18 protein-coding genes are annotated in these 24,914 nt (G+C 70.3%); 13 read left to right on the top strand and 5 right to left on the bottom strand.

What is annotated here, in order from left to right; translation table 11 throughout:
- Positions 1-166: 166 nt before the first annotated feature.
- A complete protein-coding gene (locus ABT296_RS36100; protein WP_351933955.1) occupies positions 167-1,027 on the bottom strand; it encodes a hypothetical protein in 861 nt (286 codons plus the stop codon).
- 458 nt (positions 1,028-1,485) lie between these two features.
- Here ABT296_RS36100 and ABT296_RS36095 point away from each other — a divergent pair, with 458 nt between their 5' ends.
- Positions 1,486-2,604 carry an ISAs1 family transposase gene (locus ABT296_RS36095; RefSeq protein WP_351933953.1) on the top strand — a complete coding sequence of 373 codons (1,119 nt, stop codon included), beginning with the start codon at positions 1,486-1,488 and terminating at the stop codon, positions 2,602-2,604.
- Positions 2,605-3,184: 580 nt separating this feature from the next.
- Here the strand turns inward: ABT296_RS36095 and ABT296_RS36090 are convergent.
- From ABT296_RS36090 to ABT296_RS36075, 4 genes are all read right to left on the bottom strand, one after another.
- Positions 3,185-4,345, bottom strand: a complete 1,161-nt coding sequence (locus ABT296_RS36090) for a tyrosinase family protein (protein ID WP_351933951.1) — start codon at positions 4,343-4,345, stop codon at positions 3,185-3,187.
- Positions 4,346-4,964: 619 nt separating this feature from the next.
- Entirely contained in the window at positions 4,965-5,513 is a 549-nt protein-coding gene (locus ABT296_RS36085) for a hypothetical protein (protein WP_351933949.1), read from the bottom strand.
- A 136-nt stretch (positions 5,514-5,649) separates the two neighbouring features.
- The gene (locus ABT296_RS36080) at positions 5,650-6,525 is read right to left on the bottom strand and encodes a hypothetical protein (RefSeq protein ID WP_351933947.1); all 876 of its coding nucleotides are present in this window, start codon (positions 6,523-6,525) and stop codon (positions 5,650-5,652) included.
- Complete coding sequence (locus ABT296_RS36075; protein ID WP_351933945.1) at positions 6,522-7,961, bottom strand: hypothetical protein; 1,440 nt, start codon at positions 7,959-7,961, stop codon at positions 6,522-6,524. Before ABT296_RS36075 ends, ABT296_RS36080 begins: the two co-directional genes overlap by 4 nt.
- Positions 7,962-8,673: 712 nt before the next feature.
- Here ABT296_RS36075 and ABT296_RS36070 point away from each other — a divergent pair.
- The 12 genes from ABT296_RS36070 to ABT296_RS36015 form a co-directional block, all read left to right on the top strand.
- On the top strand, positions 8,674-9,606 hold the full coding sequence (locus ABT296_RS36070; protein ID WP_351933943.1) for a conjugal transfer protein: 933 nt from the start codon (positions 8,674-8,676) through the stop codon (positions 9,604-9,606).
- Positions 9,603-9,950, top strand: coding sequence for a hypothetical protein (locus ABT296_RS36065; protein ID WP_351933941.1), 348 nt, complete (start codon positions 9,603-9,605; stop codon positions 9,948-9,950). Before ABT296_RS36070 ends, ABT296_RS36065 begins: the two co-directional genes overlap by 4 nt.
- A 62-nt stretch (positions 9,951-10,012) precedes the next feature.
- A complete protein-coding gene (locus ABT296_RS36060) occupies positions 10,013-10,534 on the top strand; it encodes a hypothetical protein (RefSeq protein ID WP_351933939.1) in 522 nt (173 codons plus the stop codon).
- On the top strand, positions 10,531-13,227 hold the full coding sequence (locus ABT296_RS36055) for an ATP-binding protein (RefSeq protein WP_351933937.1): 2,697 nt from the start codon (positions 10,531-10,533) through the stop codon (positions 13,225-13,227). The genes ABT296_RS36060 and ABT296_RS36055 overlap by 4 nt, the downstream gene beginning before the upstream one ends.
- Before the next feature lie 353 nt (positions 13,228-13,580).
- Positions 13,581-16,319 (top strand): hypothetical protein, encoded by a 2,739-nt coding sequence (locus ABT296_RS36050; RefSeq protein ID WP_351933935.1) that lies wholly within the window; start codon positions 13,581-13,583, stop codon positions 16,317-16,319.
- 35 nt (positions 16,320-16,354) lie between these two features.
- Positions 16,355-17,467 carry a C40 family peptidase gene (locus ABT296_RS36045; RefSeq protein WP_351933933.1) on the top strand — a complete coding sequence of 371 codons (1,113 nt, stop codon included), beginning with the start codon at positions 16,355-16,357 and terminating at the stop codon, positions 17,465-17,467.
- A gap of 257 nt (positions 17,468-17,724) precedes the next feature.
- Entirely contained in the window at positions 17,725-18,102 is a 378-nt protein-coding gene (locus ABT296_RS36040) for a hypothetical protein (protein WP_351933931.1), read from the top strand.
- Positions 18,078-20,714: an ATP/GTP-binding protein gene (locus tag ABT296_RS36035; RefSeq protein WP_351933929.1), complete on the top strand. Its 2,637-nt coding sequence runs from the start codon at positions 18,078-18,080 to the stop codon at positions 20,712-20,714. Before ABT296_RS36040 ends, ABT296_RS36035 begins: the two co-directional genes overlap by 25 nt.
- 531 nt (positions 20,715-21,245) lie before the next feature.
- The gene (locus ABT296_RS36030) at positions 21,246-21,371 is read left to right on the top strand and encodes a hypothetical protein (protein WP_351933927.1); all 126 of its coding nucleotides are present in this window, start codon (positions 21,246-21,248) and stop codon (positions 21,369-21,371) included.
- A gap of 203 nt (positions 21,372-21,574) precedes the next feature.
- Positions 21,575-22,021 carry a hypothetical protein gene (locus tag ABT296_RS36025; protein ID WP_351933925.1) on the top strand — a complete coding sequence of 149 codons (447 nt, stop codon included), beginning with the start codon at positions 21,575-21,577 and terminating at the stop codon, positions 22,019-22,021.
- Between the two features lie 668 nt (positions 22,022-22,689).
- A complete protein-coding gene (locus tag ABT296_RS36020) occupies positions 22,690-24,714 on the top strand; it encodes a hypothetical protein (protein WP_351933923.1) in 2,025 nt (674 codons plus the stop codon).
- Positions 24,711-24,914, top strand: a 204-nt coding sequence (locus ABT296_RS36015; RefSeq protein WP_351933921.1) for a DUF2637 domain-containing protein, incomplete at its 3' end; no start/stop codon positions are given. The genes ABT296_RS36020 and ABT296_RS36015, both read left to right, overlap by 4 nt.

Here is a 24,914-nt window from a genome sequence, read left to right as displayed (position 1 = left end):
CCTCCTGCGCCGACGGCGACAGATGCCGGGCGTCCCCCACCAGATCGTTCACACCCCTCCAACGACCCAGAACCCGAACCGTTTCTGATCAATAACGGCACTCGAGAAGGTTACCGAGATACTCCTTGAACCCTGATCCACCCGATGCTGTGGTGGCTATCTCGGATCAGGGGAGATGCAGGTCCTCACGGGCCTGCTCCAGGTCACTTTCCCAGATCCACAGTCGTTGGGCGGGCGGCACGTCGTGGTAGCCGTACAGGCCCACAACAGTCGGCGTTGGCGTGCGCAGATCCACGCACACGCGCTGGTAGGCGTCCTTGATCGCCTTGGCGGGATCCTGCAGGTCAAGGGTGCCGAGTTTGATGCAGGCCCGGTACTCATAGCCGAGCAGCAGGTCGCGGCCGAATTCCCTCCAGGCGCCACGCTGTTCCTGCCAGGCGTCCTCAGCCTCGGTCACCAGCAGGTTCAGATCGTCGCGGCGCGGAATGGACGGGTAGATGACGAATGTGGCTGCCCAGCCCTGGGCCACCATGTCGACGTTGAAGGTGCGCCGGTCGGGATCGTCGTGCGGCGGCAGCGGGTCGGACGGCGTACCGGCGAACCACGGGGCGGTGTAGGCCAGCAGTCGGCCGTTGCTCTCCACCAGTTCGCCAGTGGCGATCACAGCCATCTTGCGCTGCGAGCCGTTCGGCCGCATCAGCCGCTTTGTCACCATGGCGCTGTGCTCTTCGGCGGCGCGCTTGCCGGCCTCCAGGTGCCGCTCAGCGGCATCCGGCGTAAGTCGCTCGATGAGGTAGCCGCGCAGATCGTCCGGCAGCGCATCGTAGGTACCGTCCAGCAGGCGGGCTTTGGTCCGCTCGAGCGTGGCTTGCGCGGTGGTCGCGCTGCCCCCGTACTTGCTTTCCGGGGTATCGATGGACACCATCCGAACGGACATCTCAATCTTCGGGGTGTCACCGTCGGTCACGTCGAGAAAGTGGTAGTCCTTGGCCGGACGGCTGGGACCGACAAACCCGAGATCCACCATCACTACTCCCCGACGTCGAAGGCGAAGGCCCGCACTACCACCATCGCAGCAGACCAGGTTCGCGTCTCCGCTGACACGCCGATCCGCTTTTTATCGAGTGGCCAGCACTACGCGCTTGTCTATGAAGCCGTATCTCAACCGACCTGGGAACGTGTGAATCGAACTAAGTTCCTGGACGGCTGGTCTTCCGGCGATACGCGCATGAAGGCAGGGCCTCCTGGTAGCTCGGGGGTGCGATCCCAATCCGAGCGGTTCCCGGAGCAGGGCTTCGGCGTAGTCGTATGACGCCCAGTTCGTGGCTATCTGTCAGCTGTGCGGCGCTCTCGGAACGTGACAGGCACGGCTTCCAAGATCATGGAGTTCTCTACGCCCCGTGATCCGACTGGAAGACCGTGCCTGCCGACGCATCATCGCTGATCCCGCCCGCCTTTGACCAACTCCGCGAGCATCGAGAGGCCGTGCCCGAGGAGATCCCGGGCCTGCTGGAGCGATTGGGCGAGGTGCCCGACCCGCGCGATCCGCGCGGTGTGCGGCACGCTCTGGTCGTCGTGCTCGCGCTGACCGCGTGCGCGGTGCTGGCCGGGGCGACCTCCCTGCTGGCGGTCGGCGAGTGGATCGGCGACGCTCCGCCCGCTGTCCTGGAACGCCTTGGCGTACGGCCCGATCCGGTGTTCCCAAAGCGGTGCCTGCCTGCGGAAACGACGATGCGGCGGCTGCTGGGCCGCATCGACGGCGACGCGTTGGACCGGGCGGTGGGCCGCTGGCTGGCCGACCGGCGTTCCGGCGCCGACGGCCGGCTGCGCGGACTGGCGGTCGACGGCAAGAGCCTGCGCGGAGCGGCCAGGGCAGACGGCCGGAAGATTCACCTGCTTGCCGCCTGCGATCACGTCCGCGGCCTGGTGGTGGCCCAGCTGGACGTGGGCGAGAAGACCAACGAGATCACCTGTTTCAAGCCGCTGCTGGAAACCGTCGCCGACCTGGCGGGCGTGGTCGTGACCAGCGACGCGATGCACACCCAGCGCGAGCACGCCGACTACCTGCTCGGCCGGGGCGCGCACTACATCGTGATCGTGAAGGGCAATCAGAAGAAGCTACGCAAGCAGCTCAAGTCCCTTCCGTGGAAGCAAATTCCGCTGCAGTCGCGCACCCGCAACGCCGGGCACGGCCGGGGCGAGATCCGCCGGATCAAGGTATGCACGGTGAACAACCTGCTCTTTCCCGGGGCCCGCCAGGCCGTCCAGCTCAAGCGCCGCCGGGTGGACCGCAAGACCGGGCGGATCAGCATCAAGACGGTCTACGCGGTCACCGGCCTCACCGCCGAGCAAGCCACGCCCAGCGAACTCGCGAGCTTGATCCGTGACCACTGGAAGATCGAGGCCCTGCACCACGTCACAGACGTGACGTTCGCCGAGGACGCCTCCCAGCTGCGGACCGGCACCGCACCTCGCGCCATGGCGACTTGGCGCAACCTCGCCATCGGCGCCCTTCGCCTCGCAGGGAGCACCAACATCGCCGCCAGCCTGCGGCGCAACGCCCGCGACGCCAGCAGGCCGCTCGCTCTCCTCGGACTCACATGATCACGAAACGGACGCCACATCACTTCGCCGAAGCCCTGGGTGGCCTCCTCGTCCACGCCACGGGCCCGTTCGGCGTGCTCCTCGTGGACGCGGCCAGCTGCCTGCTCTCCGCCGTGCTGCTGCACACCCTCCCCGGCCTCCTGGGGCGCCCAGCCACTCGGCGCCCTCACCGCCGGCCTGCTCGCCACCTGCGCGGGAACCCACACGGCCCCGCACCGCCGTGTCTGCTCAGCCCTCGGTGGACCGTCACCGCAACCGCACCTGACGCAGCCACCCGACACCGGGACGGCCCCCGCCCCACACGGACGCCCGCGATCCGGCGCGGCCATCCACCGGCCGGCCCTGAGCAGGCCCGATCGGACGCTCCTGCACACCCGCGGGGTCTGCGTGACAACACTCCGGCGGACGTGACCGCGCGGAGCGAGGACGCGAGGGTGAAGACGGGGCCGGAGCACTGCCGGTCCTTTCGGCTGGTTCGACGATGCGCCTCGGCAAGGTCCCGCCGCACAAGCCACGCCACAGCCCACAGGCGGGCCTGGCCCCTCGGAGCGGAGCCAGGCCGGGTGTTCCCGATGCGGGGTCAGCTCAGGGGCGGCTGGGCCCAGACCTCCGTCTGGTTGAGGCGGTAGATGCCGATCCCGCCCCTGGCCAGGAGGTACAGGCGGCTGCCGCGGTTGCCGGGGGTCCCCGATTGCCAGATCACACGATCCGCGGGGTCGTAGACGACGAGGTTGCCGTCCTCCTGCATGATGCACACGCCGGTTGGCCTGGCACTGGTGCCGGACCTCCACAGCACCTTCTGGGGACGGGCGGTCTCGAACAGGACCAGGTTTCCGTCCTCGCCGTACAAGAAGGTGTATCTGCCGTTGTGGGACACCAGGAACTGCCCTGCCGTGAGGGTGTCGCCAGGGAGCATGCGGTCGCCTTGGGCAGGGGGCTTCTCCGTGTCGTAGAGGTAGTCCAGGGCCTGATGGTCGAGGACGCTCGCGATGGTGGTCGGCGGTCCCCAGGGGTCCATGGAGTCGGCCTCGTTCTGCCCTGACGGACCCCCGCTCTGCGGCTCGAACGTCAGGTCTGGGTGACTGTACTGCCACTCCGCCCACAGCCGGTCGGTATTGGCGTGGTGCAGGAAGAACACCGGGTCGTTGGGGGAACTCAGCGGGCGCATGTGACCGCCAACCCACTCGTGCACCCGGTTGTGGATGTACGGGGCGATCCCGCCCTCCAGTCCGTTCCGGAAGCTCGGGAGGCTCGTCGTGTTCCATGGAGCGGTGTCGTAGGGGGTAGCGGCGAGACAGGCTGTCACGTCGGAGGCAGTCGGGAGGTTTGGGGCGTGAACCCCGAACTCCCGGGTCAGGTAATTCTGGGCGATGTCGATGGTAAGGCAGGGCCAGGCGCCATTGTCGAAGGCAAAGGGCCCGCTGGTGACCTTGTGATCGCCGGACCGCCCGTTACCGCCCATGAATGCGTCGCTCCAGATCGACGTGTGGTCGGTCGACCAGTCCCAGTACAACAGGGGGACCATGGGATCGACGAACAACAGATCCTTCTCGAACCGCCGGAGAAATTCACGGTGCCAGGGCAGGAAGCTGGGACCGCCATGACCGTAGTAGGCGATCTCGGAATGCTGCACCACATATTGGTCGTACAGTCCCAGCCGCTTCATGGCCACAATGGCCTGGCTGTACTGCTTCTTCTCCGGCTCGGTCAGGAACTCCTGGTTCCTCCGCACATGAGCCATGGCCCATCCTCCTGAACCGCCGCAATGACGCCCGATTCCTTCATCACAGAGTCGACCGGGATGACATTTCCGGCAACACGTACACCTCCCGTTCCCGCCGCTGGCGAGTCCCCAGGCGGTGTCATCTTCGGGCCTGGACATGATCACCGCGTTGACCAGGTGTTCAACCTCGTCGGCCGCAGACACCTCGCACCCCGTCGTCGCGTGGACCTCGTGTTCGTATCCGCAATCCGGCATCATCACGACCCGGGACACGAAGGTATCCGGCGGGCCGGCTTTCCGTGTGACCGGCGTGCTTTCGTCGTCGGCGCGGCCGAGGACGGCGGAACTCGACGCCTTCGACGCCTCGACCAGCGTTGCTGTCGGTCGTCCCCGCGCGTGCAGGAAGAGTACTCAAGCAGTCTGCACGACGATCTCAACGCTTTGGTGTTGCCAGCCTGCGGGAGTAGTTCGCGCAAGACCGAGGACGCGGCCCGGGGCCTGCCGCCCTCCCGACGCCTGCGGGGGTAGTTCGACATCCAGCCTGGTGCCGGGACCAGCCTCGGAGGCGTCCCCACGCCCGCAGGGGTAGTTCCCATCCCTCGCGCGCCCTCAGGTCACCGCGCCAACAGGCGGAGCCTCAAGTGGAATCCGTTGAACTGCCGGGTGGCAGGCCGCTGCCAGGCCACAACGGGGATCCTGCTTCCACCCGGGCCAGAAGCCGGCCGACCTCCACGAGGACCTCGAGCCGTTCGGCAGGCCCGTACACGCGACGCGTCCCGGATGCGGGGTCGACGGCCTGGACTTCGCTGCGGGGACCGGCGCACACCAGAGCCCGGGCAATCTCCGGCAGGCCGAGGCTCAGGGCGTCGCAGTCGTGGTCACGAACCAGTTGGAGCAGGTCTTCGGTGACGGCCTCCCAGTTCCCCAACTCCGGCCAGCGGGCTCCTCCGTCAAGTTCGTGGGTGAGCGTGGACAGCGGAACAATCTCACCGGGACGGCGCCCGCGGACGAGCAGGTCGTGGATACGAGCGCCGTCGGGCTGCCGAACGCGCGGGTGCAACAGAGAGGCCGCGGCCACCACGGTGGTGTTGATCTCGTGGGCATCGGCCGGGTAGTAGGGCTCGTGCGCGAATAGGAGGTAACTACCCAAGGCGGGCGCAACCGAGGCGGGTTCGGGCTGGGGCATGGAAGGGATTCCTTTCTGCAGTATGGGTTCGTTGAGGGCGCAGCTGTCGCAGGGCGGGGTGTCGGCCGGGGGCGCAACGGTGACGGGCCCGGAAGCGGCCAGTGCGTGGGGCCGGGTGGCGCTGGCGGGGCCGTGCTCAGCCGTGGCCTTGAAGGTCTGAGCAACCTGGGGCACGAGTGGAGACCTGGTCCGTGTGGCCCCACGCCGTCCGCTCGTGCTCCTGGTCGTGCTCGTGGTCGTGGTCGTGGTCGCCCTGGAGGATGTGGGCGACCCGTCCTGCCAGCTGGAGCATCATCCGTTCGCGGGCGATGAGTTCGCATGAATCCGCCCGGCCGCCGCTGGTGCGGAGCAGATCGGCGGTGTCCCACAGCAGCAGCTGGCCGATCTCGGCAGACCGGCGCAGTTCGGAGCGGTCGCTGCCAGCGGCAGCCTCGATGAGGCACGTATGCAGGACGGCGAGACGCTGCAGGTACCGGCATGCCCTGGGCTTTTCAACGCTGCGGACGTGGGCGCGGGCCCGTGCGTCCAGGCGGTCCGGCACATAGTCGGCGAGCAGCGGCCCGAGGAGAATCGCCGGCAGGGCGACCTCGGCGGGGACACCTTCGGACATGGCAAGCAGCCCGACGGCCAGGCTGAGCAAGGCGGCAGCGGCGGCGGTAAGGCGCAGGGAGCCGGGGATGCCGGGTGCAAGTCCGATGCGGCGGGCGGGGCGGCGGGTCAGCCAGCGCAGGGCCAGCCGTTGCAGGGGTGTAGCCGTGGGGGTGAGGATTCCGATCTGGTGCGGGGTGTCGGGTGTGCTGCCGTCGCCCGGGACGGTCCAAGCAAGCCACCCCCAGCGGGTGCGTTCGTGGATGAGGACGGGCTCGCGGGCGGCGGTACGCGTGTGGTCGCGGATGTGGCCGGTCCGCAGGGCGTGGGAGCGTTCCCTCTCCCACCGCTGCGGGTCATGGGGAAAGGGGCACTCGTGCTGTGTGGCCGCGGTCGGCGACGGTGTGGGGCGGGTGCCTGTCACAGGATGCTTCCTTCCGATTGATCGCGCAGGGCGGTGGCACACGGTGTGCAGCGTCCGTCGCTGTCGGGGTGGGCACGGCGGGGGGTTGGGCCGTGGCAGGTGCGGCAGGGCGGCCAGTCGAGGCAGGCCGGGCAGAGGTCCTCGCCGGGGGCGGTTGCGGGAACGCCGCAGCCGGCGCATTCGACCAGGGCCCGGTGGGTGAGGGCCTCGCTCACCTTCCGCTCAGCGGCGGAACGGGTGATGGGCTGCGGCAGGTCGTCCTGGCCGGGTGCGTCGTGGCGGTCGGCCGCGGTGGAGGGCGGCGGGTAGGCCTGGGCGGCGCGCAGCCGGGCGGCGACGATCGCGCCGACGGAGGTCCTTACCGGAAGTGGCAGGGGCCGGGCGGCGATGACGTGCCACAGGTGCTCGCGGTTCCAACCGGCTTCCAGCATCACGGTCACGACGCGGCCCTGGTCGGTCAGCGCCTGCCCGGTCAGCAGCAGTTCCGGGCGGGACGCCCCGAGCTCGAGCAGGAGCTGGATCCCCGGGTGTATCTCATCCGCGGGCGCAGGCGGCGGGGACGCCGTCGGCGTGGCCGGCTGGTCCGTCCGGCCCGTTGTTCGCGTTGCGTCGCTGCGGCACGGACGGAGGGGTCTGGTGTTCTGCTGGGTGGTGTTCTTTCTGTTGGTGTTCTTAGGGGGGCGATGAACCGACGTCGGTTTATCCACTGGTGGAAAACCCGACATCGGTTGCGACCTGCTGTTTTGCAGGCAGGGCAGATCGGTGATGAAGTACGCGGCCGCGCCGAGGGTGCCGTCGGGGCAGCGCTCGCGTTCCCGGAGCAGGAAGCCGTGCCGCTCCAGCTCCTTGAGGCCGCTTTTGACGGCCGCCTCGCCGTCGCGGCCGCGGCGTGCCAGGGCCGTGACGCTCATCCGCCAGCCGTCCCGGTGGGTGCTGACGTAGCCGAAGATCCCCTTGGCCTTGAAGGAGATCCGGCTGTCGCGGAACAGGCCGTTGGCGATCTGCGTGAACTGATCGCCCGCCATCACCCCACGGCGGATCCCCGCCCCGAAGCCCGATGGCATCTCACCCGCCGGCACCGAGAACCATGCCGAGCCAGCCGCCGTATCCGGGGCGACGTCGGGTGCGGGGCGGTCGGTGATCGAGTACACGATCTCCCCGAGCGTCCCGTCGCCGTGGCGGAGTTGCTCGCGGATGAGGTAGCCGTGCCGCTGCAGTTCGCTCAGCCCGCCGCGTACGGCGTCGCGGCCATCGGGTCCTGCGCGCACGAGGTCGGCGACCGTCACATGCCAGCCGGCCCGGTGCGTACTGATGCAGCCGAAGATCCCCTTCGCCCTGAAAGAAAGCCTGACGTCACGGAACAGACCGTTGGCGATCTGCGTGAACTCATCCGCCGCCATCACCCCACGACGGACCCCCGCCCCGAAACCGCTCACCGTGCTTCCCCATGTGCCATGGGCGCGCAGCCACCCATGCCTTGGAGCAAACGCGCAGAAGCGGGGCCTGGGCCGCTGTGTGGGGTGATGGGGGCGAGATCCATCCCCTCAGCTCACTCGGCGCCCCCGACCAGGAGGACAGCCACAGCCCCCGACCACCGGTCACGATCGGGCAACGTGCGCACTGGGCTGGCGTGGTCGGTTTCCTGGTCGGGCCGACCACACATCTCCGCAGCCCGGCCCCTCAGCCGTTGCGCAGCCCGACTGCGCAGCCGGGCAGGCTTGTTGCGCAATGCAGGCTGCGCAAGCGACCGAGGATCCTGCGCAGTCCAACTCGAGCCGGGCGGCTGCGCAGTCACCCGAGATTCCTGATCGTGTCTTGCGCAGGCATATGGACGCATTGCGCAGTCGCCTCTCGCGGCCCCTCCCCCTCGCCGTGCGTCTGCGTATCGGCGTCCGGGTTGCGGCGCATCGGGGTTCCCGTGATCGCCGGGGACGCTCCGGTCTGGAAACACGTGCGTCGGCTGCGATGACCTGTCGCTGGCAGGCGGACGGCCCGTGGTGGGGGTCATGGTGGGGCCGACCATGACCCCCACCACGGGTTTCGTCTCCGCATCGTGACCGTGGTCGGGGGTTCGTGGTTGGTGGTCGGGTCGGGGTCGCCGCGTTTCCTCAAGGTCAGCAACATCCTTTCTGACCTGGGAGTTTGACCATGCCCTCTGGCAAGCATGCTTCCCCGAGCGAGGCCGCAGCTCCGATGGCGGCCGGCGCCCGGCTGGAGGCGATGCGCCGCCGCGTCCGCCTCTCACGCATGGCGCTCTGGACCCTCATCGCAGCCGGCCCCGCCGCCCTGGCTGTCGCTGTCACCTCCGCTCCAACCACGGTCGCGGCGGCCTCCTCGGCCAAGCCCGCCGCCGTGCGCAACGCGGCGGCCACCGCTGACCCGGGCGGCTATGCGCAGGTGTTCGTCGGTGCGTGGCTGCGCAGCAGCACCGATGATCCATCGGCTGCGCAGGCGCGGCTTGCGCAGTCGATGGCCCCCGATGTCGGGCTGCCCGACCCAGCCGGCGATGCGCACTCGGTGCCTGAGTCAGTGACAGCGGTGCGCAGTGCGCAGCGTGGGTCCGGCGCGTGGTCCGTGACGGTGGCTGCGCAGTACGCCGACGGATCGGTGCGCTACTACGCCGTGCCGGTGGCCGCCGACCGGGCGGGCGCCTCGTTCACGGTGACCGGCGCGCCCGCTGTGGTGGCCGGCCCGGGCCGGGCCGAGAGCACCAGGTCGTCGTACGGCGTGAGCGTCCCGGAGGGTGATCTGTCGGCGGCCGTCGGGGAGTTCCTCGCTGCCTATCTGACCGGGGCCGGGGAGGTGGACCGCTACCTCGCTCCCGGCGTGAACCTCACTGCCGTCTCCCCCGCCCCGTATACGGCGGCCACGGTGCAGCAGGTGTCCGCCGCCCAAGAGGTCGCGGCATCCGAGCTGGTGCCGGCCGACGGCACGAAGGTCCGCGTCCTCGCACAGGTAGAAGCCCGGGACTCCGGCGCACGATGGCCGCTGGCGTACGAGCTCGCCCTCTCCGCGCGGTCGGGCCGCTGGGAGGTCTCGGCTCTTGAGTCCGGCACGGCCCGCACCGGGGGTGTCCGGTGAGCACGGTGAACAGCGTGATGCTCGCCGGTCAGCTGGACGACCTCGGCGACTCGTGGATCAGCATGTTCCAGGACTGGGCGACCAAGGGTCTGCAGGCCGGTCTGCTCGTTCTCGTCGTCATCATCATGATCCAGAAGTTCAGCCTCAAGGCGGGCATCGGCGCCCTCCTCCTGATGATCATCGCGCTGGGACTGTACAACTCCCGCGAGGACCTCGCGGACATGTTCGAAGACGAGGTCAAGAACCCCGCCAAGGGCGCAGGCGCACCCGCTGTTCCCGGCAGCGCGCACGGTTTGGCCCCCGCCGCAGGGAAGCACTCCGTTGACGTCGGAGGCGAGCTGTGAGCGCGGTTGCCACGGGCGGCCGGACGGGGCGCTTTTACACCTCTGCCCGCCGCCATCCCTGGGTGCTGGGCAAGGTCGCGGACTGGAAGATCCCCCTCGGCCCCTACACGCCCGTGCAGATCGCGGTCGCCGTCGGCGGCGGCTTCCTCCTGGTCAAGACGATCAGCTGGTGGTCGTGGATGGGGCCGGTCCCCCTCGCCGGATGGGTCCTGCTCATCTGGTTGGTGCGCAGGCCGAAGGTTGGGGGGCGTACCCCGGTGCAGGCCGCGCTGGGCTGGACGCTGCTCGCCTGGCAGCCCCGCGGTGGGCGGATCGGCGGGCGACCCGCCCGCGACCGCGCCGCGCACCCGCTGCTCGGTGGCTTCACCATCGAGGCCTCGCCCGCACCGGCTGCGTTGCCGACCGCGCAGGCCATACCTGCCCCTACCGTGCAGCGGCGTGCTCAGCGGGCGCCGCACCCGGTCCCGGCCCCAGGTCGCGCCCCCGCACCCGGCCGCGTCCGGACGACTACGCCCGCGGCAGCCAGGCCCGCCTCAAGCGTGCAGCAACTGCTCGTGCTCGCCCGGCAAGGGGGCGCGCGGTGAAGGTTCCGATCCGTCACATCGCCGGGCACCTGGTGTGGTCGACCCAGGGCAGCGTGTGGGCCGTCTACCGCCTGCACCCGGGCCCGGACGCACAGGGCAGGGTCGAGGAAACCGTCCAGGGCACTTACGTGCCCGCCCCAGTCCGCGACGAACAACTCGCCAAGGTCACGCACCTGGTGCGCTCGCTGGCTGGGGCACCGCGCCTGTTCGGGCTGTGCGCGCAGGTCGACCCGGGTGAGATCGCCCTGCGCATGATCGAGGGCATCGAACCGGCCCAGCAGCACGCACCCGGTGCGGGCCGGCATCCGTGGGTGGAGAACGTCGAGGCCACCCTCGACCTGCTGGACGGCCAGGAGATGCACCGCCGCACCCTGTGGCTCGCCGTGCCCCTGCGGACCGAGACAGCCGGCCTGCAGATGTCGGCGTCCCTCGGCGCGGCGTGGGCCGGAATCGCACCGATGCTGGGCCTGCGGCCGACGCCAGTAGCCCTGCGGGAGGTGAGCGCGTATCGCGAGCAGGTCGCACGGGTGGAGGCCGCGCTCGCCGGGGGCATCGCCTTCCGCCCCGCCCGCCCGGCGGAGATCGTGTGGATGATCCAGCACGCCCTGCACCGCGGCCTCGCCGAGCCGCTGCTGGCCGAGGCCGAAAGCAACGGCATGTACGGCGGGCAGGTACGCGGCGGTGTGCTGCGCTCCCCCAGCTACGCCGACCTCGGCCAGGTGCGCCTGCACGAAGGCGGCATCGACCCCGAACTCGACGACGTCGACGAGCTCAAGAACGGAAACCGCATCACCCGGTCGGACCGCCAAGCATGGTGGCGGGTGAACATGAGCTCGCCGCTGATGCGACGCTGGCTGCAGGTCGAGTCTGAGGCAGGTGTCGGTTACCAGGCGCATCTGGCGCTGGCAGAGTGCCCGCCCGCCGTCAGCCAGAACTCTGCCGACCTCTTCGCGCAGCTGGAGCTGCTCGACTTCCCCGTCGACTACACCGTCGACCTCACCCTCGTGACGGCGGAGAAGGCACGCGAGCAGGTGCGGCGCAAGAAGAACGAACTCATCGACCAGGCCGACCAGTACGACGCCCGCCCCACCGGCATGCCTGCCTCTCTGACCGAGGCAGCTCGCGACCTGGGCGAGCTTGATGCCCGCCTCTCCCGCACGTCGGTCGAGGTCGAGGTGCAGTCGGTGACGGTGCTGACGGTGTGGGGCCCGACCGCCGCCGTCTGCGACGCCCGGGCCCGCGCCCTGGCCGCGCTGCTCGGCGGCGCCGACTACCGGGCCGTACGCCCCGCCGGCCTGCAAGAAGCACTCTTCACCCTGGGCCTGCCCGGCACCGTACGGCCAGGCGTGGTGCGGGAGTTCACCCAGCACCAGATCAGCGAGGACTGGGCACTGGGAGGGGCCTTCACCTCAGCGGAGGTCGGCGACCCCAACGGCATGTTCCTCGGCATCGACCTCGACAGCGGCACCACCCGCCCCGTGATGATCAATGTGGCTGATGCGCCCAAAGTGGATGCGTCCGCGTCCATGGGGATCGTCGGGGACCTCGGCGCAGGTAAGAGCGTTTTGCAGAAGCTGATCGCGGAAGCAGTGTGGGCGCGAGGCGGCTGCGCCATCTGTATCGACCGCACTCCCGTCCGCGAGTGGGCGACTTTCGCACGCGCCGCGGCCGAGGACCGCGTCCAGATCATCGACGCCGCACAGGCCGAGGCGTCCATCGACCCGCTGCGCATGATCGAAGGGCCCGAGGGACGGCATTACGCCCTGTCCTACCTCACCCTCCAGCTCGGCATCGGACCGATGAGCACCAACGGCGAGGTCCTCCACCATGCCGTGGAACAGGCCGCCCTCAGCGACGCACCCTCCATGCACCGCGTGCTGGAGGTCCTCGAGGAGATGGCCGCGCGCGAGGCGGGCCGACGCCAGGATGCGGCAGCCACTCTCGCCGGTCTCATCCGCGTGGTGGCCACCCACTCGCTGGCACGGATGGTCTTCGACCCGGCGCTGCCGCCGGTGCGGCTGGACGCCTCCAGCACCTCAGACATGATCGTGATCACCACCACGGGCCTGAAGCTGCCCCCGAAGGCAGCGTTCAGCAACCCTGAGATCCTCAATCAGCAGCCGCTGGAGGCGCTGATCGGGCGGGCCGTGCTCTACCTGATTGCCGCGATCGCCCGCCAGACCGCCTTCGAAGACCCTGCGCGGTTCACCGCGGTCGTTCTGGACGAGCTGTACTGGCTCACCTCCTCCGCCGAGGGCACCGCCCTGGTCCACGAGATCCTCCACGACGGCCGCAAGCACGGAGCCGGCCTGCTGGCGGGCTCGCACGACGCCGAAGAACTCGGCCCCGACCGGGGTTTGATGGCCTACCGGGCGCTGGCCCGCACCACGGACCGCGAGCGCGCCCGCCGCGGCCTGGAGTTCATCGGCCTCGACCCTCACGACAGCGAGCTGCTGCGGCTGGTGACTACCGGTCTTTCCCCGGTCGGCCGCACGGGCCGCGAGGGCGAGTTCCTGCTGACCTGCCCGCGACAGAACACCGGCCGGGTCAAGGTCTCCATCCCTCGCATCCCGCGCATCACCACGTCCATCACCACCACACCGGGACGTCGCACGAGCGCTGCCTCGCCACCCGCGGGTGGACCACTCGCCGGTGAGGCCGCCAGGCCCCGCTCAAAGGAAATTGCCCGATGACCTCTTCGATCTGGGACCACTCCTGCCGCCAGGACGCCGCCGCGAGTGTCCTCACCGTCATCGCTGTCACGGTCGGCATGCTCGTTCTGGGCGCTGGGGCGAGTGTGCCGCAGAGGTGGTGGCCGCACACCGGTCATGCCTTCGCAGCAGATGCCCAGCCCACGACCGGGGAGCCGTGCGCGCTGATCGTGGGTTGGGGCAAGGACTACTGCGAGCGCGGCGCCACGGCAAAGGCTGCCACCTGGCAGGAGGGTGGGACCGGACCTTGGTGGCGGCTCGTGCCGGCCGGTGCCGCTGTGGCCGCCCTAGCAATGTGGGGCCACCGGGGTGCTGTCGGGCAAGGGCGGCGCTGAATGTTCCCTCCAGACCGCGCCGCCTTGCGTTCGGCCGGGTTCGTCGTGCTGCTCACGGCTGTGTTCGTCTTGGTCAACAGCCAGGTCGTCTACGCAGCCGACAGCACCGGCGAGACCGGGGACCTCCTCGCGCCGCTGAACATCACCTCCTCCGAGGGGGTGCCGATCAACGGCTACGAGCTCAACGCCCAGGGCGGCTCCATCGTCGCCTTCAAAACGCAGGCACTGGCCTTCGCACTGTCCGGGCTGTTCACGCTGATCCGGCTGCTGGTCGGTCTGGCCGGATGGGCGGTCGAACTCGCCTTCCGGTTCCCCCTGCTGGCGCTCCTGACCGCTCCGGCTCAGAAGGTCGCCGACGCCTACGACACCGTCGTCGTCGACACCCTCGGGCTGAAGGGCCTGCTTTTGGCCTGGGCGTTCGTCTTCACCGGGTTCATGATCGTGAGCGGGCGCATCGGGCGCGGCCTGGGCGAGATGTTCCTGACCCTGCTGATCGGGGCCGTCGCCGCCTCCGCCCTCATCCGCCCGGACACCCTCCTCGGTACCGACGGACCTCTGGGACAGGCTCAGCAGGTGGGCGCCGAGGTCGCCCAGCAGAGTGTCAACTCCTACGACTGGGGCGGCAAACTCGCCACGCTCGGCCCGTGCTCCGACATGGACGGCCCGCAGGAGATCGCCTGTCTGGAACGTGAAGACAGCCAGCCGGTGTCCGCCGCCGAGGTGGCCCGCCCCCTCCAGGACTCGATCACCAACGCGCTGATCGTGAAGCCGTACATGCTGCTGCAGTACGGGCGCATCCTCGACCCCGCCAAAACATCCGACCGCAAGGCCTACGCCGTCCACCTGAAATGGGTCACCGGCGGCTACGACGCGGACAGGACGACAGCGGACGACGAAGGCGCCTGCAGTTTGCTGAAGGGTCCGGCCAAGGAGTACTGCCTGGGCGACGCCGAGGACACCGGACAAGGCGGGCTGCCGTCGCTGACGCCGGGCGGTGAACTCCTGGACGCGCCCAACGCGATCATCACCGATGAAGACCGCGAGTTCTCTTCCTTCCTCGAAGACATGGAGAAGGCCGGCGACGTCGGCAAAGCATGTGCCGCCTACGCCGAGAAGCCGACCTGGTGGCGGGTCGGCGGCGCGGCCCTGCTGCTCGTCGCCGCGCTGTTCATCTGCGGCATGCTGCTGTCCGCCACGATCGTCCTACTGGGCACCCAGGGCATCTGCGCGGCCGCCGCGGCCGCGGCCGGTGTCACCTTCGTCGCCGGCATGCTGCCCGGGCCCGCCCGCCAGGCTGTGTGGAAGTGGCTGTCGATCTGGGGTATTTCCATCCTGGCTGTTGTCGGGATCTGCACGTTCATCCCGTTCTTCGGGATCGCCGTGGACGCCACCATCACCGACGGCCCCGACCTGATGGTCGAGCGGATCCTGCTCATCGACGTCCTCGCCGTCGCCGGCGCGGCCGGGCAGCGCAGGCTTCTGACCGGCATCGCCTCCTTCGGCCGGCGTATGGCGATGCGCATGCGCTACGCCAAGGTCGGCGGTACCCACCTGCCCGGCGACACCTCCGAACTCGGCGCCGCGCTCGCCATGAACTCCCCCGCGGCCATGGGCGGCTACGGAGGAAGCCTTCGGGCCTTCACCGGCAGCGGGAGCGGCGGCCGGTTCGGGCTGCTGGGCACCCGCCAGCGGCTGATGCGCGCACTGGGTTCCTTCACCGACGGCGCAGGCATGCCCGTCGACACCGGCCGCGTGCTGGGCGACGCCACAGCGGAGGCGGGGCGCGGACTCGCCCCGCTCACCGCGGCCGCTGCCGTGGGCGGGCTCGGCGTACGGCTCGGTGCGAAGGGCGGCCACTGGCTGCTCATCGGCCGGCGCCCCGACCGGGAGCAGCTGGCCAAGTGGCGTAAGCCTGGTGCCGACAGTGATGCGGACGGCGGCTCGGCGGGCCCGGGTGGCGGCCCATGGGGCGGCGGGTCAAGCGGCTCGGACCCGCTTCGGCCTGGCGGCCCTCCCGACCGCTACCGCAACGAACAGGGTCAGATCGTCGACCGTCACTCCGGGCAGGTGCTGCACGACCAGCACAGCGACCGAACTCTGCTGTCCACCCGCGCCCACAACCGGCTGGTCCGCTTCCGCGGGTACCGCATCCTCAATCGCGGGGGCCGGACCGCGTACGGAGCGACGGTCGGCCTGCCGGGAAACGTCCGCAGTGCCCAGGCTGCCGGCTCGCGCTACGCCCAGGACGCCCGTCAGCAGGTGCGGGTGTGGGGCAACACGCTGCGCGAGGACAGCCGATCCTGGGCCAGCACGGGCGGCCGGCTGGCCCATGTCATCCGCGAGCACACCGATGACAGCAGCGGAAGCGGCCCGTTCACCAGCCGCCGCCTGCCGGCCGCAACCACTGCGGCCCCGGCCCCACGCCAGGCAACGCCCACGCGCCCCTCATCCTCCGGTCGGCCGTCGGGCCGCCCGGCCGCAGCCCCCGCACGGCCTGCTGCGTCGAACGGTCCCGCAGCACCCCCGCCCGCAGCACCACTGGCGCGCCCGGACGGCCCTGCGCCGCAGTCCCGGTCCGGACGGGGCAGGCCGACCCGTCCGGGGCGATCCGGCGACGCCGACACGGGCGATTCCGCCGACACCGGCAATCAGGCCCGTATCAGGGAGGCGATGCGGCAGGCGGAAGCGCTGCGCGAGCTGCGGGCCCGATGGGCAGCCGAGGACGGTGAGGACGCATGAGGCCGTCCCGGCACCGGACAGCACGGTGGGGGTGCATGGTGGCGCTGCTGATGCTCGCGGCCGTGTGCTGCGCGGCTCCTGTCTCTGGCGCCATCAGCGCCTACGTCGCACTCAGGGCAGGCGCTCAGGACGACAGTGGGCTCGCCGAGGACGGCAGTGCCGCGGACATCCCGCCCCGCATGCTGGCCGCGTACAAGAAGGCCGTGCAGCAGGCCGGGACGTATGTGCCGAGGTGTCGGGGCATACGCTGGCCGGTCCTCGCCGGCATCGCGAAGGTCGAGTCCAACCATGCTGTCGGTCGCAGCATCACCGCAGGCGGCGACATCCGCCCGAAGATCTACGGAGTGCTCCTCAACGGCTCCGGGGCCGGTGGGAACACCACCGTCTTCCCCGACACCGACAACGGCCGCTGGGACGGCACTGCGCGCGGTGAGCGCGCGGTCGGACCCTTCCAGTTCCTGCCCTCCACCTGGGAAAGCGTCGGCAAGGACGCGGGCGGCGACAAGACGGCCGACCCGCACAACGCCGACGACGCAGCCCTCGGCGCCGCCATCTACCTGTGCGGCAACGACCGCGACCTGACGAAACGATCGCAGTTAGAGGCCGCCATCTTCCAGTACAACCACTCGCAGGCCTACGTCACCAACGTGCTCGGATGGATCGACCAGTACACCGCGGCCGCCAAGGACCCAGACCTGAAGAACGTCACGGGCAAGGTCCGCACCGTCATCGAGGCCGCCCTCTCCCAGCGCGGTGTCCCCTACTCCTGGGGCGGCGGCAACGCGAGCGGCACCTCCTACGGCATCTGCTGCTCCCCCAACGGGAAAAGCGGCGCCGGCATCAAGGGCTTCGACTGCTCCGGGCTGACTCAGTACGCGTACGCGAAGGCCGGCGTCAGCCTGCCGCGCGTGGCGTCCGCCCAGGCCGGTGCCGGCCGGCGGATCCCGGCTGGCCTCGGCACGAGCGCCCTCAAGGCGGGTGATCTCGTCTTCTACGCCACTGCTCCCGGACGCGATTCCACGATCTACCACGTCGGGATCTATGTGGGGAGCGGCAAGATCGTCAATGCTCCCCGGCCGGGGGCCGTGGTGCGCGTGGACCCGGTCAACGCGATGCCGGGTTTTGCGGGGGGAGCGCGGCTGCTGTGACCACCGCCCCGCGTTCACCGCGCCTGCTGTTGCTGAGCACCGTCATCCTCGCGGTCACCGGGGCCGCCCTGCTCGGTGTGCCAGCCGGCCAGGAGCCCTCGGAGCCGTCGACGGCGTATGCACCGCCTCGGGGCCCATCGTCAACAGCCACCGCGTCGCCGGCCGGCCAGTCGGCGACTCGCGCAGGTCCTTCCACGACTCGCGTCGCACCTCCCCCGCCGGCTGTCGAGTCCGCTCTGCCGCCGCCCGGCGAGGGCGTGGCCGGCGACGCGGCCCTCCAGCGGAACCTGGAGGCCGCCTGGCCCGCCGACCTTCCCTCCCACGAGGAGCGGAAGTTGCTCGCCGCCGGTCGCGCGCTGCTGCGTGCGGACGCCACCGGAATCGGCCGTGCGAAGTGGCCCGAGGTCTTTCCCGACACGGGCCAGGCGGTGGCCCCGGCGTTCGCCACCGCCCGCTTCCGCATCCAGGCCGCGGTCGCCCGCCGGGGCGGCAGCCCGGACAAGGCAGTGGTCCATCTGGTGTGGGCCGGTATGGACCGCGGCGGGACCTACACCGATCTACGCATCACCGACTGGCACTTCACCCGCACCATCGAGAAGGGAGCAGCGACGTGGACTCCGCAGCCCCGTACCTGACCAGCCAAGCCCGCGTGCCAGAAGCCGTTGTGGCGTCCGGCGAGGGGCTCAGTCTTGTCTCGGGCATCGTGCACACCGCAGGCTGGCTGCTGTCCTTGTGGTGGCTGGTGGCCCTGCCTGCTGCGGCGGCCTGCGCCGCGGGTGAAGGACTGGTGCGCCATCTGGCCCGGAAGGCTTCGGCCGAGCGGATGGCGCTGGAGCTCGTCCCCGCCCGGCACTTCGACCCCGGGCTGGAGGAGATCTTCCGCCGCGGTGTCCAGCTCGCCCGCGCCTCAACAAGCATGCCGTGGTGGGCGCCGCGCCGGTCGAAGGCGGTGCAGATCAGACTGCGGGCTGACGGGTCCAGCCCGTTGCGCTACCGCATCGAAGGCCCGGCCGGCGGCGAACGCCTGCTGTCGATTACGCCGTTCGGTCCGGCCGTCACCGTCACCCGCGGCCGACCACTCAGCGACAAGCCCCGAACGCACACCGTGCGGGCGGAGTTCATCCTGCGCGGCCGGCCGACCGCACCCCTGCGTGACGTTCCCCTCGACCCGGACCCGCTGCAGCCGCTCATCGACGCGGTCTCTGACCTGCGTGCCGAGCTGGGGGACCTCGCTGAGATCCGGCTCGACATCCAGCGCGCCCCCAAGTGGGCCCTGCGGGCAAGGCGTGTGCAGCTGCTGAGCGATGCCCGTCGCGTCGAGCGGCGTGAAGTGCAGCGGGCCGCCCGGTGGGTGCGGCAGGACGCTGGGGGGATCGAGGACTCGGTGATCGGGCAGGTGCGGCAGCTGGCCGCCGGCAGGCAGGGCGGGGGTGGGCGGCGGCTGGTCATGCCGCCCGTACCGCGCCGGGTGGAGCCCGCCGATGCGCTGGGCAAGCTCGCCGAGGACGACCACTTGGTGCGGGTGCAGCTGCTGGTGATGTGCGCCTCCAACACCAAGGGCCGTGCCGAGGCCCGGCTGGCGCAACTCCAGGCTGCTTTCGATGTGTTCGGCGGTGTCTCACGCTGGGCGATGCGGGGGTGGAGGGTGGGCCCCTGGCGGTTCGGGGCGGACCGCTGGCCCAGCCGGCGCGGCTTCGAGCGGCGTTGGAGATTGGGCCAGTGTCAGCCGCCCCGCCCGAACTGGGTGCGGCTGGACGAGCTGACGGGGCTGCTCAAGCCGCCCACGGTGCACTGCCGTCTGCCTTTACTCCCCGGTGACCTGCCCACCTTCCGGCACGGGGATCCGCAGCTGCTGTTGCAGGGGATCTACCGCGGCCCCGACGGTCGTCGGCGCCTGGTCGCCACCTTTGCTGAGGAGACGCTGTTCGAGGTCGGGGTCGGCAAGGCGGGCGGCGGGAAGACCGAACGGGCCCTGGCGCAGGCGATCGGCTGGGCTCATGCCGGCGGAGGGCTGATGTTCGTCGACCCGCACCGTGACTCATGGTCGCGTGCCCTGCCGTTCCTCGCCCACGACCACCTGATGGAGCGGATCGCCCTGATCGACCTCAACGCCAGCGGGCCTGCCGCGCAGGTGAGCTCCTGGAACCCGATCGGGATGCACCAGGGCCAGACGGCGCACGAGGTCGTCGAAGCAACCACCGACGCCTACGCGAGCGTGCTGGGCTGGGACGACGCCACCGCTCCTCGCGCGATCACCATCCTCATGGCCGCCCTGACCGTACTCGTGGCCGTCAACGCGGCCGCCTGCCGGACCGAACGGCCCGAGGACCAGGCCACCGTCTTCCAGGTGCGGCCGCTGCTCACGGATGCGGTGTTCCGGCAGGCGGCGCTCACCGCAGTGGCCGACCGCCTGGACGAGGAGACCCGCTCGTGGTGGCGGACCGTGTTCCCCACCCTGCCCACCGACGCGTTCGCCGTCGTCCTCAACCCCATCGCACGCCTGGCCGCCAACCCCGTCACCCGCGCATTCCTCGGGCAGCCGGCCGGCATCTACAACATCCGCGCCGCCATGGACACACAGATGATCGTGTGGGTGTGCCCGGGCGGGAACGGCCCCACCGACCGGCTCATCACAGCGCTGTTGGCGCGGGACCTGCTACGCGCCGTCCGCTCACGCCGCGACACCCCCGAAGCCCAGCGGGTGCCGTTCCGCCCGTACTTCGACGAACTGATCACCCTGACCGGCGCGGCCCCGGAGACGATCGCTGCCATGTTCGAGGACTTCCGTAAGTACAGGGTCCACGTCCATGGCATGACCCAACTCCTTGCCCGCCTCCCCCAACCCGTGCGCCTGTCCCTGGTGCAGAACGCGTCCACTCTCGCCACCACCGCCGGCTCACGGTCCGCGATCGCTCCCGTCACCGCCGAATGGGGCGACGCCCCCAGCCCGGGCGTCGTCGCTGCACTGGACCGGTTTGAGCACTACATGTCGCTGACCGTCGCCGGGAGCCGGGTAGGTCCTGTCCGGATCACCGGCCCTCACCTCGACGAGGTGTTCGCCGGCTTCGCCCGCCCCGGCCACAGCCGGGCACTGGAAGTGGCGGCACGGGCCACCGCGGGCGCCGCCCCTCTCACTCAACTCGCCACCCGCGCGGCCCTGCAGACCGGCCGCGTCCTGGCCTTCCTCACCGAACACACCAGCACCCACCCCGCCGCCCATCTGCACAAGAACGGGGACTACCAATGACGATGACCGGCACTTGCGGATCAGCGGCGTTTCCACCGCACTCGCCCTCTCCTCGCACGCTCCCCGCATCAGCTGCGGGCCGTGCCCGCCGGCACCGTGCCACTGCCGCCCGCAGGCTGCCGAGGGCTTTCTGCCGCAGGCCAGGCGTCACTGTCCGCGCTGCGCTCCTGTCACCTCCCTCGCCCGTTCGGCCGCGTGTGTCCAGGAGCGTCTTCACCGGCGGGTTTTCAACTCGGCTCGCCGCATCCGGGGATGCCAGGTGCGGACTGGGCGGTGGGCTTGCCACCGTGCGGCCCTCCAGGCTCGTCCGGCGCAGCGAATCACTTCCGGGAACCTCTTGAACTTTGCTCACGCGAACCATTAGTTTGATTTTGTGCCAGCCGCTACAGCAGCAAAAGCACGCTATAGAAGCCAACTTGGGGGATGAAGATGACTTCCGATGCCCGATTAGTTCGCAGTAACAATGCATTACACGAGACATTGTGGCCGACCGGAACGCTGCAGGTATCGCACGTCGGGGACGCCCTGGTCGTGCACGCGGCCGGAGAATTCGACAGCGACGACCTCAACCTGGTGCGCCGCCGGTTCCCTCAACGCCACGTCACCCTCGACGGCGACGTCATCACCGTCTGGCCCCGCCCCCGGCAGGACCGATAACCATGCGCTTTCCCCGGCCCACCTCACCCCATCCCGACTCCCCGGGACACCACGCCCCCAGCGGCCGACGCACACGGCACGGCAGCAGCGAGCCGGAAAACTCCTCCCGGGCCCGCACAGCGGCAGTTGTCATCGCCGCCCTTGTGCTCGCTGGCGCCGCCGCCTGCACCCAGGGCCTCCACACGCAAGGCGCCTCGCACGCCGTGTCCTCACACACCCCGGCCCCCACCACCCAACAGACCACACCGCCCAAAGCTCTGGCTCAGCTGCACGGGCAGGACAGCCTCGTGCTGACCATCACCTCCGCCGAACAGCCCGAGGGCGGCTTCCTCACCCTGCGCGGCACCCTGAAGAACACCGGAAAGGGCACCGCCGTGGTACCGGCCGCGCTGCGCGGCAACGAACGGGAGATCGTCAAGAACGGCCAGTCGCTGGGCGGTGCCTCACTCGTGGACTTCCGCGGCAGAAAGCGCTACTACGTGCTGCGCGACACCGAAGGACGACCACTGACCACGACCGGACTGAACTCGCTCAAACCGGCAGAGAGCGTGCCCGTGTTCATGCAGTTCCCGGCACCGCCCGCCAGCACGCGGCAGGTCGACTTCTACCTCCCGCAGTTCGAATCCGCCACGCTCCCCCTCCCCCGATGAACGGCGGCACGGTCCCCGCCCGCCCCCGGCAGACCCGCCCACGCCGCACACCAACCACCACAGCGGTTGTGGGCGCCGCTTTGGCCCTGGCCCTCGGACCTCACACCCCCGCCCTCGCAACCCCCACCCCCGCTGCCACGAACAGCGCAGATGCAGCAGCCAGCAGCAGCGTCGACCGGGACGCCCCCGCACTCGCCCTCACCGACGGGGCCGCACTGGCCGCCCCGAAAATCCTCGACCTCGACCTCACCCTGCACGCAATCACTCAACTCATCGAAGACCAACCCGCGCAGGAAAGCGGCTCCGCAGCTCCCCCACCGGAATCCAGTGCAGCCACCGGAAGGCCCGGACACGAGGAAAGCACCACCTCGGCGGCACCGACCGTCAGCGCTTCCCCTGCCCCTGCACCAGAAGCCCGCCCGGACACCTCCCCCTCCCGGGAAGCCCAGCCGCACGCCTCGCCCACCACGACAGCCGCTGTCCCCGAACCGGTCTCAAGCAACCGGGCGTGGCGCAGCATCCTCGGCGCCGGTGCGCTGCTGGCCGCCCTGGCCACCGCCCTGCTCGCACTACGCCGACGCGGCCGCCGTCCCCGGCCGTCCAGCTCACCTCGCCGATGGGCCCGTGGACAACGCCGACTGCACGCGGCCATACCTGAGACGGCGGGAATGGCCCGGCTCGACGTGGCGCTGCGCATCCTCACCCACACAGCTCAGGAGCAGGGACAAGCGCCTCCTGAAGTGCAGGCGGCACGCCTGACGGGCGGCACGATCCAAGTCCTCCCCCACGACCGCGGTCTGCCACCCGAATCCCCCTTCACCACGTCCGAGGCCGGCTGGTGGACACTGCCCGAGACCGCCGATCCGCTCGGTGACGAGGAGGACGTGCCCGCAGGGACGGCGCCGTTCCCCGGCCTTGTCTCTCTGGGCACCGCGGCAGACGGAGCCCTGCTCCTGCTCAACCTGGCGCACCTACCCGCTCTGCTCCTCGAGGGGAGCCCTGACCACATCACCGAGGTGTGCACCTCCCTCGCCCTGGAAGCGGCCCTGAGCCCCTGGGCAGGCGACACGGAAGTCTGGGCCGTCGCCTTCGGCGACGACCTCCCCGAGGCTCTTCCCCACCATGCGATCACTCATCTGCCCCACGCCGGCGAGGCATTACGTGAACTCAGCCAGCGGCTGCTCGACATTCACCAGCAGCCCCCAGAACTTCCCCAGCCCCACCTGCTGCTGCTGGCACCCACTCTCAACCCGGACAGCGCACAACAGCTCGCCCACGCCCTGCACGCCACCCACCGCGCCCACACCACCCTCATCGCTCCCGCACCCGTCACCGTCGAGCACTTCCCGGGCGCTCCCCGCCTCAACGCCTCCACCCACAAACGCCAGCACATCCCCGGCACCGGCACCGCCATCGCCCTTCAGCGTGTAACGCCCACCGACCGCCAAAAGATCATCCAAGCCCTCACCGACACACCACAGCCCGGCGCATCCGCAGCAACAGCCAGCCCCACACCCTTCGAACCCCAACCCGCACCGGCCAGCAGGCCCGCAGCCGGACAACCGGTTGCACGGCCAGAGGAGCTGCAGGACGTGCAGGGGCAGAACACTCCGGCTCAAGGGCCTCACCATGCGCACCTCGCCCCTGACCGCCAGGCACTCCCAGACGACACACCCGCGCAGGACGATTCCGCTTTCCCGGCCCTGCTCGCCGCATCCGCCGCACTCACTCCACAAGGCCAGCCCGCCGATTGCCACCCTCGGTCGCGCCCGCACCCACCGACGGCCCAATCCGAGCCCGCGCCGGGCCACCCACCCCGATCAAGCCCCGAGGCGGCCATCCGGTCGGGGCTACCCTCCTCGGCTGCCTCCATATCGACCTCACTGCACGGCAAACGCCGCCCTGACAGGGCCCGGTCCCGCGGCGCCGGCCAGGACGAGGCAGCCCCAGACCCTCACGCCCCAGAGCTCCGCGTGCTCGGACCGGTGGAAATGGACCGCGTCGCCGCAACCGGACACGGACCGCGCCAGGCCCAGCTCGCCGCACTGCTCTACTTCCGCCCGGGCCGCAACGCCGACACCCTCTGCACCGACATGGACCCCGACAGCCCTTGGTCCAAACGCACCCTCAACGCCCGCCTCCAAGGCCTGCGCCGCGCCCTCGGCGACGACAGCGCCGGCAATCCCTACGTCCCCCGCCGCAACCACGCCGACGACCCGTACCGGTTGTCCGCCGCCATCCGATGCGACTGGAACCAGTTCCGCCACCTCACCGACCGAGCCCTGCCTCTGGGCCCGGACGGACTAAACGACCTCGAACGGGCGCTCGCTCTCGTCCGCGGCCGCCCCTTCGGCGCCCGTGCCCTGCCGTGGGCGGAAACCCACCAACAAGAAATGATCACCCAGATCACCGCGGTCGCCCACGCCATCGCCACCCACCGCACACCCCCCGGACCCCACCACAACCTCACCACCGCCCGTCAGGCCATCGCCACGGCACTCGAAACCGACGACACCGCCGAGGTCCTCTACCGCGACTGGATGCGCATCGAAGCCCAGGCAGGCAACCGGTCAGGCCTGCACACAGCCCTCACCCGCCTCCAACACGTCAACCAGACACTGAACTGCCCCCTGGAAGACGAAACCGAAGACCTCATCGCCCGCCTCCTCCAACACACCGCCAGCAACCCATGACCCGACGCCCCACACCCGCCCAGGACGACACCCGCCCCAGCACCGGACAGACACCGCCCCGCGCGCACCGGGCCCTCGTCGCCGTCATCGCGTCCGCAACCCTCCTCATCGCCGGCATCGGCTTCGCGGGTTCGTACGCCGCCGTACGGGAGCTTGCCCTCAAGAAGGGCTTCGGCAACTTCAGCTACGTCTTCCCGATC

This window comes from Streptomyces sp. NPDC000983 (assembly GCF_040299205.1).
Lineage (GTDB): Bacteria > Actinomycetota > Actinomycetes > Streptomycetales > Streptomycetaceae > Streptomyces.
The sequence above is the reverse complement of the archived record's forward strand: the minus strand, read 5'-3'. Positions and strand labels throughout refer to the sequence as shown.